Raw genomic sequence first — 16,296 nt, forward strand, 5'->3', positions numbered from 1 at the left:
TCAGGTCCGTAGAATACCGCTTCGTCTTCTTCTCGATCCTGGCCATTCGGCTGCGCGTCGCTTCGGTCCACATCCGAAGCTTGAATCACATCATGCCGTTGCCGCCAACCCTTTTCAAACGGGCTCTCAGCGTCGTGGTCACGGCCTTGGCAGCCATGGCTGCCATCGCTGTCAGCTTGGTCGCATGGAATCTGACAACACAGCGACGGTTTGCCGCCGCCGAGATGGCGATCACGGTCCGCGCCATCGCGGCGGCTCTCGATCAGCAACTGCTCGTCACCACCTCCGCCCTGGAGGCGCTTGCCGCGACGATGGTCGTCGATGGCGATCCGCAACGGCTTTATCGCGTCGCTCAGGCGGTCAAGGACAAGCATTCTCACTGGTCGCACGTAACGCTTCGCGATGCCGGTGGAAGCGTGGTGTTCAGCACCAAAGTTCCGTACGGAACGACCGTGCCGACGGTTGCCGACATCAATCCCAAGCTGGGCGAGGCGATGACCACCGGACAGCCGCAGGTTTCCGGCCTGTTGTTCGGCCCCATCGCCAACGAGCATGTCGGTGCAGTCCTGGTGCCCGTTCAGGCAAAGGATGGCAAGCGTTACGCACTCATTGCGGCGGTGACGACCTCGAAATGGGAGACCCTCCTTCGAGAGCAGCCAATCCCCGACGGCTGGGTGGCTGGGATCATCGACCGAAACGGGGTCGTCGTCGCGCGAACGCGCGCTGCCGAACAGTTTGTCGGCAAACCAGCCCCTGGGTGGGTTCAAATGGCGATCCAGACGGCTCCGACCGGGCAGGCGACCGGCCCCGCTTTGGAGGGAGAGCCGTTGTCGCTCGTGTTCTCGCGTTCAAAAGTGTCGGGATGGACAGTCGCGTTCGCCGCGCCGGCCTCCGTGTTCGAGGAGCCTCTGCGCCGATCGCTGTGGTCGGCGGCCGCCGTCAGTATCCTAGCGCTCGGCTGCGCCTCCCTCCTGGTGCTGCGCTACGCCCGTCGGCTGTCCAAGTCGGTGAGCGGGTTGGCGCAAGTCGCGGAAGCGATGCAGACACCCGGAGCGGCGTTGCCGCCGCCGCCGCCGACCAACCTGGAGGAATTGGCCTCGGTCTACGACACGATGCGGAACACCAGCGACCTCCTGCGCCGGGCGGAAGACCAGCGGATCATGTCGATGCGCGAACTTCAGCACCGGGTCAAGAACGACCTCCAGGCGATCTTGAGCCTGCTTGCGTTGGAAAGCGGCCAAGCCAAGAGCGAAGAAACCATCCGCATCCTGGATCAACTCCAGGGGCGGGTCGAGGCGCTTCGCCTCGTCCATGCGCGCCTGTATGAGGCCAGCCAGGTCGGCGTCGTGGAACTGGGAGAGTATCTTCTGGAACTGTGCGCCAACGCCATAGCCCTTCATGGACGCGGCCTTGCCGGTGGAATCGCGCTGCGAACCAGCGTCGACCATGCGTATGTCGACCACAACACCGCCGTCTCACTCGGGCTGATCGCCAACGAGTTCATCACCAACAGCGCCAAGCATGCGTTCCCACAGGGAGGCGGGACGATCACCCTCGCCTTGCTCGTGACAAAGCCCGGGGAGATCCATCTGATGCTGTCCGATAATGGCGTTGGCCTGCCGCCGGAGCGGGTGCGATCCTCCGGCCTCGAATTGATCAGCATGCTGGCCGAGCAGGTTGGCGCGGAGTCGACATGGACAACGTCGCCGCAAACCAGTTTGCGGCTGACCCTTCACACCGGAGACGCAGGACACACCAATTGAAGTCGTGGCTTGCTAACCTGGGTTAAGGTCCGCGCTGCTCGATCCGGCCAGACTGGTGTCACACCCGCGACCAGGGAGGCCATCATAATGATCACGATCGAAGACTGCATCGGGCTGAGTGGGCTGACCCGCGAGGAGATCGACGCCATCGCCGAGCATGAGCATTTGCCGGAGATCGTCGCCGCCGAACTCGGCTCCTACCTCGACCAAACCCCGGAGGGGCAACGCACCATCCGCCGCATGATCGAGGATGACATTGCCCATGCGGTGGCCTGCCGGGACATGAAGCGCACCGGTGTCCTGAAGATCGTTCTGGCGCATTACGTCCGCCATCACGAGAACGAGGAAGCGGTGCGCAAGGGAGAGGGCGATGGTCACCACACAATCGCCTGACAGGGACGACTTGCGGGCCGCCACCCCGGCCTGCGCCCGCCGAAGCCCCGCCTACAGCTTTCTATCTGCCGATCCGCGGCGAGTTGGCGGGGAGTTGGCGGGGAGTTAACTGACCACCTCGTGCACGCTTGGCGGAGCCGGTTCCCGGTGTCTGCGCCGCTCCGGTCTTTATCCAGGTTAATGTCGCGATCCTCATACGAGCCAATGCTGTCTCGCCATGCTCGTCGGGCGAAAACGCCCCATCACACGACCAAGGAGACGCGGCCATGTCCTACCGGGAAATTCTCGTCCAGTTCGATGATTGCCCGGCCGGCGCGGCACGGGTCGAAGCGGCCATGCTCCTGGCGGAGCAGCACACGGCGCATCTGACCGGCCTCGTGCTCGACATTCAGCCGCGCATTCCCATGTCCATCGACGGTGGCGTTCCGCAGTTCGTGACCGATGCGCTGAACCGGTCCGCGGCGGAGGAGACGGAGCGCACGGTTGCCAGGATGGACGCCTTGCTCGACCAGCAGCGGTGCGTGGCGGAACGGCGGATCTGCAAGTGCGATGACACGGCGATCGACAGGGCCCTGGCCCTGAACGCCCGCTACGCGGACCTTCTCGTCCTTGGTCAGGCGTTGCCCGGCCATTCGGCGCTCGTCGGCCGGTTGGAGATCGAAACGGTGGTGATGTCCTGCGGGCGGCCGGTGCTGCTGGTTCCCCAAGCCGGCCTCCGTCCCACCATCGGGAAACGGATCGTGGTGGCCTGGGACGCGGGCCGCGCGGCGGCGCGCGCGGTCGCCGACGCCATGCCCATGCTGGAGAAGGCGACATCGGTCACGGTGCTGGTGGTCGATGCGGCATCCACGCCAAGCGGTCACGGCGCGTTGCCGGGGGCGGACATCGGCACCCTGTTGGCCCGCCACGGCGTGACGGTGGAGGTGGCCTCCCTGTCGTCGGAGGGCAGCGACGTGGCGGATGTGGCGTTGAACTGGATGTTCGACCACGATGCGGATCTGCTGGTCATGGGTGCCTATGGCCACTCCCGCGCCCGTGAATGGGTGCTCGGCGGCGCGACGCGCTCGATCCTCGACCGTATGACCGTCCCGGTGCTGATGTCCCACTGACGCATCGGCGCCGGGCATACCGATGCGAGCAAGACCGGGAGGTCATCATGGACATCAAGACGATCCTCGTGCCGTTCGCCCGGGATCTGCACACGAGCGCCGGCCTTTCGACGGCCATCGCGGTGGCGCGCCTGATGGGCGCGCGCCTCATCGGCCTCCATTGCCCGGCCGAGACCGCTCTGCCCTGGTACGTCGCGGCGCCGGTCGCCATCCCACCGGTGCCCGGCCGACCCTCGGCCGAAGCGGAACAGAGCTTCATCGACCGGTGCAGCGCCGCCTGCCTGACATGCGACTGGATCGCCGATCACGGTTTCCTGCCTGAGCGGCTGGCCTTCCACAGCCGTTACGCCGACCTGATCGTCGCCGGCCGCGGTGACGGAGACCCGCAAGGCGGGGGCGGACTGTCGCCACGCGCGCTCGGCCAACTTGTGCTGAGCGCCAGCGCGCCGCTGCTGATCGTTCCGCCGGGGGCGGAGGAGACGTTCCGGCCGCAACGCGTGCTTGTCGCGTGGAACGAGCGCCGCGAGGCCGGCCGCGCCTTGCACGGCGCGCTGCCGTTCCTGCGTCACGCCAAGGAAACCATCCTGCTCTCCGTGCACCCGCCAGGGTTCGACGACGAGCCCGACCGTCGCGCCTTGGCCTATCTGGAGGCGCACCGCATCCACGCGGACGCGCGGATCAATTTCGCCGCCGAGTTCGAAGCGCCCGGAGCGATTCTCGCCCAGGCCCGCGCGGTGGCGGCGGATCTCCTCGTCATGGGGGCTTACGGCCACGCCCGCGTGTTCGAACAAGCGTTGGGGGGCGCCACCCACCATGTGCTGGAAAACGCCGATCGGCCGGTGCTGATGGTGCATTGAGCCGTGGCGGACCCGCACACCATCGCCGCTCCACAGGAGACGAGGGAAGCCTGCATCCCGCTGGATGCGAAGATCGCCTTTCTGCGCAGGCCCGACGCCTATCCGGATCGTCCAAGCCGGGTCGAGACCATCGAAACACATCTGTCGTGGGTCTTCCTGACCGAGCGGCATGCCTACAAGCTGAAGAAGCCGGCGCGTCTGCCCTGTGTGGATTTCACGTCTCTCACCGCCCGGCGAAGCAATTGCTTGACGGAGACGCGGCTGAACCGCCGCTTGGCGCCCGGTGTCTACCTCGGCGTGGTCGGTCTGCTCGCCCGTCCGGACGGCTCGTTCCGTCTCGGGGGACGCCCCGGTCCGCGGGACTTGGTGGCCGACTGGCTGGTGTGGATGGTGCGACTGCCGCAGGAGCGGCGCTTGGACGAACGCATCAGGGCCGGCGCTCTGGCACCGGCCGACATCGAGCGGCTCGGCCTCGTCTTGACGGAGTTCTACCGCGGCGGCTTGGCGGAACCGATGTCGCCAGCCGACTATCAGCGGCGTTTCGAGGCGGACATCAGCCGCAATCTCGACGTGACGCTTCCCCGGGTGACCGGTCCGCTGGCCGAACGAGCCCGCGCCGCCGCCGAAACGCAGGTCGCTTTTCTGACGGAACACGGCCGATTGCTTGGGGCGCGGGCGGCGGAGGGGCGGATCATCGAGGGGCACGGCGACCTGCGGCCCGAGCATGTCTTCCTCGACGGCACGCCCCGAATCATCGACTGCTTGGAGTTCAGCCGCGACCTGCGGTTGCTCGACCCGGTCGACGAACTGGCCTATCTGGCTCTCGAATGCGAGCGGCTTGGCGCCCGACGGGTCGGCGACGCCATTCTCGACCTCTACCGCGCCTGGAGCGGCGACGCAGCCGATCGGCGGCTGATCGCCTTCTACCGCAGTTTCCGCGCCAGCCTGCGGGCGCGCCTCGCCGCCGAGCGGCTGGACGAGGCGGCGGGCGAGCGGCGCGGCGACTGGCTCGCCCGCATCGACGCCTATCTGCGCTTGGCCACCGCGCGCCCCTTCGGTCAAGGATAGGAGCTTCCGACAATGGAGCGTAGATCCCTATGGCGCACGCTCGCACTGCTGATCGCCACGACCGGCTTTGCTCCGGAACTGGCCTACGGCAAGGACCGGGTGGTGGGCTGGAGACTGGAAAGCGATGGCGCGGGCTACTGCCTGCTCCTTTCGGAATACCGGATCGATGGGCGCCCGGAGATCGATGCCGCCATCGCAATGACGGTCACCGGCGATTTCAGGACGTTCCGGCTGCATGTCTTCCGCGCGGACTTCGACCTGTCCATCGGCGCCGTCTATGACGTCGTCGTCAGCATCGACCGGCGCTGGACCGGGCAAGGCATCGTCGAGGTGCCGGTGCCGGACATCTTCAACCTGGGCCTGCCGTTGACGCGCGACCTGCTCGATGCCCTGATGCGCGGATCGAGCCTGTCCGTCCACGGACGGCGCAGCACGGTGTCCATCATGCTGAGCGGGACGAGCAAAGCCATTCCAGCCTTGCTCGACTGCGTGGCGGGACGGCCGGGACGGCCGGGCATCAACCCCTTCGACGCGGAGACCGGAGCGGGCGACATGATGTGACGGCCGCCGAAACGCACCCACACCGGGTTCCCGATGGTTCCCATCAACGCAGGGGCACGCCATGGACAGCGCGACAACGCCGCCGACAAACGGACGTCAGCCCTGGGAAGCGTCCTATCCGGCCGGGCTCGACTGGCGCACCCCCATCCCGGAGCGGCCGCTGCACCGGCTGGTGGAGGAGGCCTGCGCCGCCTTTCCCAACACCGTCTGCCTCGACTTCTATGGACGACGGATCACCTACCGACAGACCAGCGGCCTGATCGATCGCGCCGCGCGCGGGCTTCAGGAGCTGGGCGTCGGAAAGGGAGGCAAGGTCGCCCTTCTGCTGCCGAACTGTCCCTATTCGGTGATCGCGTTCCACGCCATCCTGAAGGCCGGTGGCGTTGTCGTGAACCTCAACCCGCTCGCCTCCATCGCCGAGTTGGCCGATCAGATCGAGCATTCCGGGACCGAGGTTCTGATCACGCTGGACCTCGTCCCGTTCCACGCCAAGCTCGACGCGCTGGGGTGGCCGGGCCGGCTTCGAACGGTCGTCGTGGCGCGCATGGCCGACGCCCTGCCATTTCCAAGGAACTGGGCCTATCGGCTGCTCAAACGCCGGGACGTGGCCGACATCCCCAGGGACGAGCGGCATGTGTGCTTCCGCCGTTTGCTCGCCGACCATGGCGCGCCTCGCCCGGTGGCGGTGCAGCCCCGCGCCGACCCCGCGGTGCTGCAATACACCGGCGGCACCACCGGCGTTCCCAAGGGCACCGTCCTGACCCATGCGGGCCTGTACGCCAACACCATCCAGTGCCGCCGTTGGTTCACCGGCGCCGAGCCGGGCCGTGAACGGGTGCTGGCGGTGCTGCCCTTCTTCCACGTGTTCGGCATGACCGGCGTGATGAACTTCGCCCTGGCGCTGGGGGCGGAGCTGATCCTGCTGCCGCGGGTGGACGTGCGCGAGATCCTGGAGACCATACAGCGCAAACGCCCGACCATCTTCAGCGGCGTGCCGCGCCTGTTCCAGGCCATTGCCGCCTTTCCCCATCTGAACCGCTACGATCTGTCGTCGCTGCGCCTGTGCGTGTCGGGAGGCGACAGCCTGCCGCCGCTGCTGCTGGAGCGCTTCCAGCAACTCACCGGGGCCTATCTGGCCGAAGGCTACGGCCTGACCGAAGCCTCGCCGGTGGTGACCTGCAACCCGTTCAGCGGCCTGAACAAGCCGGGCTCGGCGGGCCTGCCGCTGCCGGGCACCCTGGTCGAGATCGTCGCGCTGGACGACCGCCGCACGCTGCTGTCCCAAGGCCGCATCGGCGAGGTGTGCGTGAGCGGACCGCAACTGATGGCCGGCTATTGGCAGGACGCGCCGGCGACGGCGCAGGCGATGGACGGCGGCCATCTGCACACGGGGGACATCGGCTTTCTCGACGGCGACGGTTACCTGCACATCGTGGACCGTCTGAAGGACCTGATCGTCACCGGTGGGCAGCACGTCTACCCGCGCACCGTCGAAGCGGTCATCAAGCAGCATCCGCAGGTCGCCGACGCCGCGGCGGTGGGCGAGCCCGACCCGGTGCGCGGGCAGGCGATCCGGGCCTTCGTCGTGCCGCAGCCCGGGTCCGCGCTGTCCGAAGCGGAGTTGCGCGCCTTCCTCGCCCCTCGCCTGTCACGCTTCGAACAACCGCAGCGGATCGAGTTCCGCACGGCCTTGCCGACCTCGACGATCGGCAAGATTCTGAAACGCGACCTCATCCCCGAACGGCCGGGGGGCGACGACCGGGAGGTCAATCGGCCAGCAGATCGCTGACCGACCCGCCACCGTGAATGCGGGCGATGGCCTCCGCAAGCAGCGGGGCCGTGGCCAGCACCGTCACGCGGCGGGACACCAGCTTCTCCGGCAGGCGGAACGGCGGCAGCGTGTCGGTGACGACGACATGGTCGAACAGCGGCGAGGCGACGACCGTCGGGGCGCCGCCGACGAACAGCCCGTGCGTGGCGAGGGCGAAGACCGGGCCACCGCCCGCCGCGCGGCAGGCCGAGGCGGCGCGCATCATCGTGGTGCCGGTGCTGATCAGGTCGTCGAGGATCGCCACCGTCCGCCCCTGGACGTTGCCGACCAGCGTTCCGCCCCGCACCACGCCGCCGCTGCGTGTCTTTTCCATGAAGGCGAGCCCGACGTCGCGGCCCAAGGCGTGCTCCAGGGACTCCCGGAGCCGTTCGGCCCGCTTCACCCCGCCGACGTCCGGAGACACCACGGACAGGCCGCCATGGCCGACCAGCGGTGCCAGATGCGCCGCGAACAGCTTGCGCGCCTCCAGATGCTCCGTCCGGCATCGGAAGGCGTTCTCGAACGCCGCCTCGTTGTGGACATCGACCGCGATCACCCGGTCCACGCCGACCGCCTCCATCATGCCGGCCAGATAGCGCAGGGTCACGGGATCGCGCGGCTTGGTCCGCCGGTCCTTGCGCGCGTAGGCCAGATAGGGCGCAACGACGGTCACGCGCGCGGCGGACGCGTCCTTCACCGCGCCGACGAAGAACAGCAGCCGGCACAGCTTGTCGTGCACGCTGCGCTCCGCATCGCCTTGCAGGGACTGCACCACATAGACGTCCCTGTTGCGCACCCCCACCAGCGGGCGGACTTTGAGTTCCCCGTCCTCGAAGCCCCGCTCCTCGTGAAGGCTCACCGGCACCTCCAGATGCTGGGCGATCCGCTCCCCATGGCCCCAGTCCGGGTCCAGATCGAACAGCAGGATGCCATCGTTTCCCATGGAAGCCTCCTTGGGTCGGACACCACTCATGGCCGGTTGGCGGGGCGCGCCGCAACCCGTCTCAGGCTGCCGTCCAGACGCTGGGCGTACACGTCCACATGGTGCCCGAGATCGCACACCCGCTCCGCGTCACCGAGCGCCGCCTTGAGAGCATGACGCCGGGACGGAAAGAAGCCGGCGCAATCGCCGCCCTGCATGCGCACGGTCCACGCTTCTCGCTGCCGTTCCACGATGTATTCCAGATGCAGATAGGAATCCATGACTCCACCCATCCATTCCGCCCCGACCGCCCGGTCGAGGCTCTGCTTCACACGGTGTCGACCCGCCGGTCCGCCTCCCGGGCAAGGCGTTCCAGAATCGGAGCGATCTCCACCAGGAGAGGAAGCCCGGAGGTCCGATGCGACAGGGCTTCCGGAAGGGATGCCAGTTCCGCCGCCGCATGGGCCCGGATCGCCGGAAGGTCCGGCAGCGGCGCCACCCGCCGGCCGCCGCGCATCACCGGCACCAGCAGGGGCCGCCCCTCTTCGTCGCCGTCCGTGGTCGAAAGCCGGTCGGCCTCGATCCGCCCCTCCGCCCCATAGCGCCGGAAGACCTGCTTGCGTCCGGGCCACGTTGCCTTGCCGGCGGACCGCTTGCGCCGCGGCAGGCCGGCGTATTCCACCAACTTGTAGGCGCAATCCAGCGCCGGCGCGTCGGTGGAGGTCCCCAGGCTGGTGCCGACGCCGAAGCTGTCGATGGGCGCCCCGCCGTCCAGAAGATCGGCGATCCCCGCCTCGTCCAGGCCGCCGCTGGCGATGATGTGCGTCTCGTCCAGGCCGCCCTCGTCCAGGATTCCCCGCACCTTGCGGGAGAGCGCTGCCAGATCACCGCTGTCGAGCCGCACCCCGTCGATCCGGATGCCCTCGCCGGTCAGATCGCGGGCCAGCGCGACCACGGTCCTGGCCGCCGCTTCGGTGTCGTGGGTGTCCAGGAGCAGCACGAGCTGCCGCGGGCGGGAGCGCGCGAAGTTGGCGAAGGCCTCCCTCTCGGTGGCATGGGCCTGGATGAAGGAATGGGCCATGGTGCCGACGGCGGGAATGCCGAAGCGCATGGCGGCCAGCGCCGTCGCGGTTCCGGCGAACCCCGCCAGATAACTCGCCCGCGCGGCCAGCAGCGCTGCCTCCGCCCCATGCGCCCGGCGCAGCCCGAAATCGATGAGCGGGCGGTGCCGCGCCGCCAGCACCAGCCGCGCCGCCTTCGAGGCGATGACGGTCTGCAGATGGATCAGGTTGATCAGGCGGCTTTCGACGAGCTGCGCCTGCGGCAACGGCGCCGTCACCCGCAGGATCGGCTCGTGGGCGAAGAAGACCGTCCCTTCGGGCAGCGCGTCCACGTCCCCGCTGAACCGAAAATTCGCCAACGCCTCGACGGCCGCGCCGGAGAACCGGCCCTCATTCCGAAGCCAGGCGATCTCGTCCGCGCCGAACCGGGCGCTCTCCAGGAATGCCACCGCCTGTTCGAGTCCGGCGGCCATCAGGAAGTTCCGCCCCGGCGGCAGCTTGCGCACGAACAACTCGAACGACGCCACGTCGGTCAGGCCATGCTCGACATAGGCCTGGACCATGGCGAGCTGGTAATAGTCCGTCAGCAGCAGGCTGTTGCCATCCCCGTCTCCGTCCGACTCCGGCATGGCCGTCCCTTTCCCACGCCCTCAGGCGCGAATGCCCGACAGGTCCCGGCTCAGTCGCGCCTCCAGGCGACGCGGACATAATAGGCGTCCTTGTCGTAGTGGAGGTCGAGATCGCCGGCATAGGCGTGGTGCAGGGCCTCGCCGATGCGGCGGGGCAGATGCACGTCGGTGGTCGTCACCACCATGTCGCCGTCGCGATGCTCGATGCCGATGATGCGGTGCAGGGGATGCTCGTCCTTCTCCAGGCGCTCCTGGTGATGGACGGCGGCCAGGATCTCGTCGCGATGCGGGCCGACGAAGCCGCCGGACAGGGTCACGGTGCCGGCGGGGTAGCGGTCGTTGGCGCGGTGGCAGGCCTGACACAGCTCCTTCGCGGCATCGACGGCGGGCAGCCCCCAGCTCCACCGCCCGTGGTGGTAGACGGCGCCGCATTGCGGGCAGACCGTCGGATCGGACAGCTTGGCCGCCCGCTTGTATGGGTCGTGGACATGCTCCTGGATCAGCCGGTCGCGACGGGCCGGCTGCGGACGCTGGTCGTGGGGACGCGGTTCGTGGATGTGCTCGCCCATGGGGAACCTGCCGGTGAAGGAAAGGAAGTGCCGGCGTTGCCCGGCACTCAATGACTCCGTGGCGCGACTCCGGGCCGCGATTCCGGGCCGTTCAGGCCTTCGCGATGTCGATCTTCCGCTTGGACGGTTGGCCCGGTTCGGTCTTGGGAAGGACGACGGTGAGGACGCCATTCTTCATGCTGGCCGCGATGCGGTCGCGGTCCACATTGGCGGGAAGGCGGAACGACCGCGCGCACAGGCCGTAGCGCCGCTCCGAGACGTAACGGCTGGCGTCCTTCTCCTCCTTTTCCTCGCTCTTCTCGGCCTTGATGGACAGGACGTCGTCCTGGACGCTGAGGTCCACGGATTGCTCGTCCATGCCGGGCATTTCCATGGTCACCCGATACTCGCCCGCGCGCTCCTCGACCTCGGCCGGCGGCGCGAAAGCGGCGCCCTCCAACTCCGTGCGCAGCAACGGTTCCAGGTCGAACGGCGAGCGCCGGCTCCAGGGGAAGCGGAACATGGAGGACGCTTCGTCGAACAGCCGGTCGAACTCGTCGCGCAACGCCAGGATCGGGTGCCGGTTGCGGGCGGCGATCTCCTGAGCCGCTGCACCGGTGGAAGCGATCGCCTGCCGGGAGGTCTCCTCCTGTTTGGGCTTTTCCGTCACGTTCGTGTCGGCCATGGGAGTGCCTCCTGTTTGTTGCGGTGGCGCGTGTGCCGCCTTTTCTATCGACCCAAAGCGGCCCGGACACGTTAACCTGGATCAAGCATCTTCCGACCGGGGCCAGGCGATGAGGAGGTAGCTCCACCTCCTGTTGCCGGATGGGGCAGTTCAGTCATGGAGCCGGAGAAGAAGCGATGATTCCCCTCATGGGGCTGAAACGACAGCTTGAACGGAAAAACGCCCGCCGGCCCCTTTCGTACGGAGCGTCCAACGAATTTACCCACCCTGTCGGGAATGAATGGGCGTCCGGCTGTTAAGTGCCAGCTCTCCCCGTTTCCCTTGACGCAGTGTGCCATGCCTGATTCTGCATCTTTGATGCAATTCGACCGCACCGCTTTCCGCTTGGACCGGTCCGCGACCTGCATCGCCCCGGCCGAAGGCGCGCTGGCGATCGAGCTTGCCAGAGGCACCGCCTGTTCGCAGGCGGTGCCGTTGGTCGTGACCCGCAGCGAGACGCGGGCTGTCCGGCTCGCCAGGGCGATCCGGGACGCGGCACCGGACCTCGAAATCCTGCTCATCCCAAGTTGGGACGTCCCCCTTGGCGAGCGCGGGCAGCCGTCGCGGGTCGTGCTTGGGCAACGGGCCGCTGCCATCGCCGCCTTGTCCCGACCGGCCAAAGGCGCCGGGCGGCTGGTTCTGGCGACCGCCGAGGCGGCGCTGCAGCGTCTTCCGCCTCCCGACGCCTGGCCCGACGTCGCGTTGGTCATCGCGACGGACGCACTCTATGAGGAGGAGACTTGGCGGAACCGCCTCGTTGCCGGCGGCTACATCCTCGACGAGCGGATCGACGAACCGGGGGAAGCCGCTTTTCGCGGTTCCGTAGTGGAGATATTTCCAGGCGACGCCGACCGCCCCATCCGCTGCGACATCGTCGATGGCCGGGTCGCACGGATGCGGACCTTTGATCCGGCAAGCCAGCGCTCGACGGGCGACTGCGACCGGATCACCGTTCATCCGGTGACCGAAATCCCGGCGGCACCGGAGATCGTCGCACGGTTGGTCCAAGGGCTGGAGACCCGTAGAGACCCGGTGGCCGCAGGGCTTGCGGAGGAACTCGCCGCCGGGCGGCGCCCCTCCGCTTTCGAGCGCCTGCTGCCCCTGGCCTACGACCGCCTGCCGAGTTTGCTTGAGCTTCTTGCCGACAGTCCGGTCGTCATTGACGAGGGGGTCGGCGACCGGCTTGAGGCGCGGTTCGACGACGTGGAGGAAGCCGATGCATCGGCCATGCACCTCGACCGCAACGCGTGGGAGACGGGGTTGCGAGGGCGCGCGGTTCTGACCCTGGAGCCCGACGGGCAAGCCTCGTCCAGGGAAGCGCCGGCGGTGTCCGAACGCACCCTCCCCCGCCTCGCCGGAGAGAGGATTGCCGCGGGCGAACCCGTGATCATTGCCGCTGCGAACGCCGCCGACGCGGCCAGGATGGCGGAGCGGGTGGCGGCGGCGACCGGCCGACCGGTGCCGGTGCTCGACCGCTGGCCGGTGGACGGGCTTCCCGTGACGCCGGCAGCCCTGGTGCTTCGGGTCGCGGCGGGCTTCACGTTCGACGGCGTGACGGTGCTCGCCCAACGCCCCCGTCCGGAAGGCGGAGCCGGCCCGGTCGCCCCGCTGGCACCCGTCGACCTGTCATGCGACGATCTTGCGGTCCATCTCGACTACGGGATCGGCGCGGTGCGCGGGCTCGAAACGGTTGAAGCCGGAGGCCAGCCGGAAGACGTTTTGGTGATGGAGTATGCCCGCGAGAATCGGCTCCTGGTGCCGGCAGCCGATCTCGACCGCGTGTGGCGCTATGGCAGCAGCGACGCCCGGGTGGCGCTCGATGGGCTCAAAGGTGGAAATTGGATCACCCGCCGTGCGGAGTTGGAGCGCGAGATCGGCCGAATCGCGAAAAGCCTCGTGCGCCAAGCCGAGCGCCGGGCCCGTACGAAAGCCCCCGTGATCGCGTCGCCGGCCGGACCGATGCGGCGCGTGGCCGCCCGCTTCCCCTACGAGGAGACCGCAGGGCAGCGGCGCGCCATCACCGCGGTGATGGCCGAACTCGCTAGCGGGCGCCCCATGGACCATCTGGTCTGCGCCGACGTCGGCTATGGCAAGACCGAAGTGGCGTTGCGCGCCGCGGCGGCGGTCGCTTTCACCGGCCGGCAGGTTGCCGTTCTTGCTCCGACCAGCGTGCTCGCCCGCCAGCACTTGGAGGTGTTCCGACGGCGGCTGGCCGGCTTAGGCCTGCGCATCGAGCCGTTGACCGGTGGCATGGCGGCGTCGGCCGCAAAGGCCGTGCGCGACGGCCTCGCCGACGGATCGGTGGCGATCGCGGTCGGCACCCATGCCCTTTTGTCGAAGACGGTGCGCTTCGCCGACTTGGCGTTGGTCGTCGTCGACGAGGAGCAGCGCTTCGGCACCGTGCAGAAGCGGGCGTTGGCCCGGCTTTCGGCCGGCGTCCACGGTCTGGCGCTCAGCGCCACGCCGGTTCCACGGACGCTGCAGGGAGCGCTGGCGGGACTGCGGGGAGTCAGCGTCATCGATACTCCCCCGGTGCGGCGCCGCCCGGTGCGCACGCGGGTCACCCCCTATGACCCTTCGGTTCTGCGGTCCGCCTTGTTGCGCGAAAAGGCGCGGGGCGGACAGAGTTTCTGCGTCGCCCCGCGGATCGCCGACCTGCCGGCGCTGGAGGCCGAGGTGCGCGCGCTCGCCCCCGGTCTGTCGGTCGCCGTCGCGCACGGCCGTCTCCCCATTGCCGAACTCGATCAGGTCATGGTCGATGTGGCGGAAGGAACGGTCGACGTGCTGGTTTCAACCCCCATCATCGAGACCGGCATCGACATTCCCCGTGCCAACACCATCGCAATCCACCGTCCCGACCTTTTCGGACTCGGCCAGCTCCATCAGCTCCGCGGCCGGGTCGGGCGCGGGGGAGCGCAGGCCTATGCCTATCTGCTGACCGATCCGGACGCTCCGCTCAGCGAGCGAACCGAGCGGCGGCTGGGCTCGCTCGAGGCGATCGAAAGCCTGGGCGGTGGCTTCGCCCTCAGTGTGCTCGATCTCGACCAGCGTGGGGCGGGCGACCTGCTGGGAACCGATCAGAGCGGCCATCTGCGGTTGGTCGGAACCGAGCTGTACCAGCATCTGCTGGCCCGCGCGCTGGCCGGCGCCGAGATGGACGATTCCCCCGAACTGCGCCTGGGCGTGCCGCAGACCATTCCCGCCGCCTACCTTCCGGAGGAGGAGTTGCGCATCGGCCTGCACCGCCGCCTCTCGCGTCTGCGCGACGAAGCGGCGGTCGAGCCGTTGCGCGAAGAGATCGAGGACCGCTTCGGGCCGTTGCCGGAGGAGGTCGAGCTGTTGCTGGCGGCCGCTGCGCTCCGCGCGCGCTGCCGGCGGCTGGGCGTCGCCGCCCTGGCCGCCGGACCCTCGGGTGTCTCGCTGACCCTGAACGACACACCCTGCCGGGCCGTGCGCGAAGCGGCGCTGGAGCGTCTCGGGACCGGACAGGTGCGTCGGACAGACGACCGCCTCGTCTTTGCGCTGAGCGCCGAAGGACCGTTGGAGATCCTGGACAATGCGCGGGCCGTGCTCGATCAACTGCCATCGGTCGGCGCGGCCTGAGCGACATGAGGCGATCCCTGGGTTCCCGGCATGAGAACGGTCCCCGTGCCCTTCATGCCATGGCGGTTCTGAAGGCAGCCTTGTGGAGCCATGCGCGGGAATCCCCCGTTATGATGGCCGGGAGTGTCTGATCCGGTGGATGGCCCATGCCGAAGCTTGGCGAGCAGAATGGCAACGAGACGTGGCGGATCAAGTCTGCGCCCCGACGAGGCCGGGTTCTTCATGTCCGCTCCGGAATGTCGGCGGAACAGACGCTCGCCCTTCGTGTCGGGCTCGTCGTCGTCCTGATCGCCCTGGTCATCGCGGTGTTCTGGTTCGACCGCGATGGGCTGAAGGACCAGATCGACGGCCATGTCAGCTTTTCTGACATTCTCTACTTCGCGATGATCACCGTCACCACCGTCGGTTACGGCGACATCGTTCCGGTCAGCGACACCGCACGGCTGATCGACGCCTTCGCGGTCACGCCCATCCGCATCTTCATCTGGTTCATCTTTCTGGGCACCGCCTACGAATTCGTTGTGCAGCGGATCATCGAGGATTTCCGAATGAGCCGAATTCAGAAGCATCTGCAGGGGCATATCGTGCTGTGCGGCTTCGGGCACAGTGGCTTCATCGCCGCGCAGGAGACGGTCGCCAAGGGACATCCGGGCGAACGGATCGTCGTGATCGACCAATCGGAGGAGCGCATCCGGCTGGCGGCCGAGGCGGGGTTCATCGGGTTGCTCGGCGACGCCACCAGCGAAGAGATATTGACCCTTGCCTGCGTGGGAAGCGCCAAGGCGGTGATCGTCAGTTCGGGCCGGGACGACACCACCATTCTGGTGATCCTGACCGTCCGTCACCTGTCCGCCGGCACCAAAATCGTGGGCAACATCAAGCAGGAGGAGAACATCAAACTGGCCAAGCTGAGCGGCGCCGACTTGGTGGTGTCGCCGCCCAGGATCGGTGGCTATCTCATGGCCGATGCCGTGGAAACCAGCCATGCGACACCCTTCCTGTGCGACCTGATGTCGGTGGGTGGCCAACTGGTGCTGACGGAGCGCCCGGCGGCCCGGGACGAAATCGGCAGGACCATGGCGGAGGCGACCGCCGGCGTGGTCGTGCAGATCCACAGCAATGGCCACGCCATTCCCTTCACGGAACGTCACCGCCACATCATCCAGCCCGGAGACCTGCTGCTTGTGATCAGTCCGGCGCACGGTGACGAGAAGGCAGAAGGCCAATAAACGCTGTCGGTTTTCGAAG

General features: G+C 68.0%; 14 protein-coding genes. 9 read left to right on the top strand and 5 right to left on the bottom strand.

The window, feature by feature from the left end; genetic code table 11:
- The 7 genes from DS837_RS29135 to DS837_RS29165 all read left to right on the top strand — a co-directional run.
- On the top strand, positions 1 to 1,763 hold a 1,763-nt coding region (locus tag DS837_RS29135; protein WP_149167938.1), incomplete at its 5' end, for a sensor histidine kinase.
- Positions 1,764 to 1,850: 87 nt separating this feature from the next.
- Positions 1,851 to 2,156: a hypothetical protein gene (locus DS837_RS29140; RefSeq protein ID WP_149167939.1), complete on the top strand. Its 306-nt coding sequence runs from the start codon at positions 1,851 to 1,853 to the stop codon at positions 2,154 to 2,156.
- Between the two features lie 266 nt (positions 2,157 to 2,422).
- The gene (locus tag DS837_RS29145) at positions 2,423 to 3,265 is read left to right on the top strand and encodes a universal stress protein (protein WP_149167940.1); all 843 of its coding nucleotides are present in this window, start codon (positions 2,423 to 2,425) and stop codon (positions 3,263 to 3,265) included.
- A gap of 47 nt (positions 3,266 to 3,312) precedes the next feature.
- A complete protein-coding gene (locus DS837_RS29150) occupies positions 3,313 to 4,122 on the top strand; it encodes a universal stress protein (protein ID WP_170296037.1) in 810 nt (269 codons plus the stop codon).
- Between the two features lie 3 nt (positions 4,123 to 4,125).
- Positions 4,126 to 5,190 carry a hypothetical protein gene (locus DS837_RS29155; protein WP_211102434.1) on the top strand — a complete coding sequence of 355 codons (1,065 nt, stop codon included), beginning with the start codon at positions 4,126 to 4,128 and terminating at the stop codon, positions 5,188 to 5,190.
- A 12-nt stretch (positions 5,191 to 5,202) separates the two neighbouring features.
- Positions 5,203 to 5,751, top strand: coding sequence for a hypothetical protein (locus tag DS837_RS29160; protein ID WP_149167942.1), 549 nt, complete (start codon positions 5,203 to 5,205; stop codon positions 5,749 to 5,751).
- Positions 5,752 to 5,812: 61 nt separating this feature from the next.
- Positions 5,813 to 7,540, top strand: a complete 1,728-nt coding sequence (locus DS837_RS29165; RefSeq protein ID WP_149167943.1) for a long-chain-fatty-acid--CoA ligase — start codon at positions 5,813 to 5,815, stop codon at positions 7,538 to 7,540.
- Here DS837_RS29165 and DS837_RS29170 read toward each other — a convergent pair.
- From DS837_RS29170 to DS837_RS29190, 5 genes are all read right to left on the bottom strand, one after another.
- On the bottom strand, positions 7,518 to 8,504 hold the full coding sequence (locus DS837_RS29170; RefSeq protein ID WP_149167944.1) for a ribose-phosphate diphosphokinase: 987 nt from the start codon (positions 8,502 to 8,504) through the stop codon (positions 7,518 to 7,520). The two genes, DS837_RS29165 and DS837_RS29170, sit on opposite strands and share 23 nt — an antisense overlap.
- Positions 8,505 to 8,530: 26 nt before the next feature.
- Positions 8,531 to 8,764, bottom strand: a complete 234-nt coding sequence (locus tag DS837_RS29175) for a hypothetical protein (protein WP_149167945.1) — start codon at positions 8,762 to 8,764, stop codon at positions 8,531 to 8,533.
- A 47-nt stretch (positions 8,765 to 8,811) separates the two neighbouring features.
- Positions 8,812 to 10,173: a nicotinate phosphoribosyltransferase gene (locus DS837_RS29180; protein ID WP_149167946.1), complete on the bottom strand. Its 1,362-nt coding sequence runs from the start codon at positions 10,171 to 10,173 to the stop codon at positions 8,812 to 8,814.
- Positions 10,174 to 10,223: 50 nt separating this feature from the next.
- Positions 10,224 to 10,742, bottom strand: coding sequence for a BCAM0308 family protein (locus tag DS837_RS29185; RefSeq protein WP_149167947.1), 519 nt, complete (start codon positions 10,740 to 10,742; stop codon positions 10,224 to 10,226).
- A 91-nt stretch (positions 10,743 to 10,833) separates the two neighbouring features.
- On the bottom strand, positions 10,834 to 11,406 hold the full coding sequence (locus DS837_RS29190) for an Hsp20/alpha crystallin family protein (protein ID WP_149167948.1): 573 nt from the start codon (positions 11,404 to 11,406) through the stop codon (positions 10,834 to 10,836).
- A gap of 357 nt (positions 11,407 to 11,763) precedes the next feature.
- On the opposite strand from DS837_RS29190, the gene DS837_RS29195 reads away from it, so the two are divergent.
- Together DS837_RS29195 and DS837_RS29200 are read left to right on the top strand one after the other, a co-directional pair.
- The gene (locus DS837_RS29195) at positions 11,764 to 15,048 is read left to right on the top strand and encodes a DEAD/DEAH box helicase (protein ID WP_170296038.1); all 3,285 of its coding nucleotides are present in this window, start codon (positions 11,764 to 11,766) and stop codon (positions 15,046 to 15,048) included.
- A 146-nt stretch (positions 15,049 to 15,194) separates the two neighbouring features.
- Entirely contained in the window at positions 15,195 to 16,277 is a 1,083-nt protein-coding gene (locus DS837_RS29200; protein WP_149167950.1) for a potassium channel family protein, read from the top strand.
- Positions 16,278 to 16,296 lie beyond the last annotated feature (19 nt).

This window comes from Azospirillum brasilense, from assembly GCF_008365405.1.
Classification (GTDB): Bacteria; Pseudomonadota; Alphaproteobacteria; order Azospirillales; family Azospirillaceae; genus Azospirillum; species Azospirillum brasilense_D.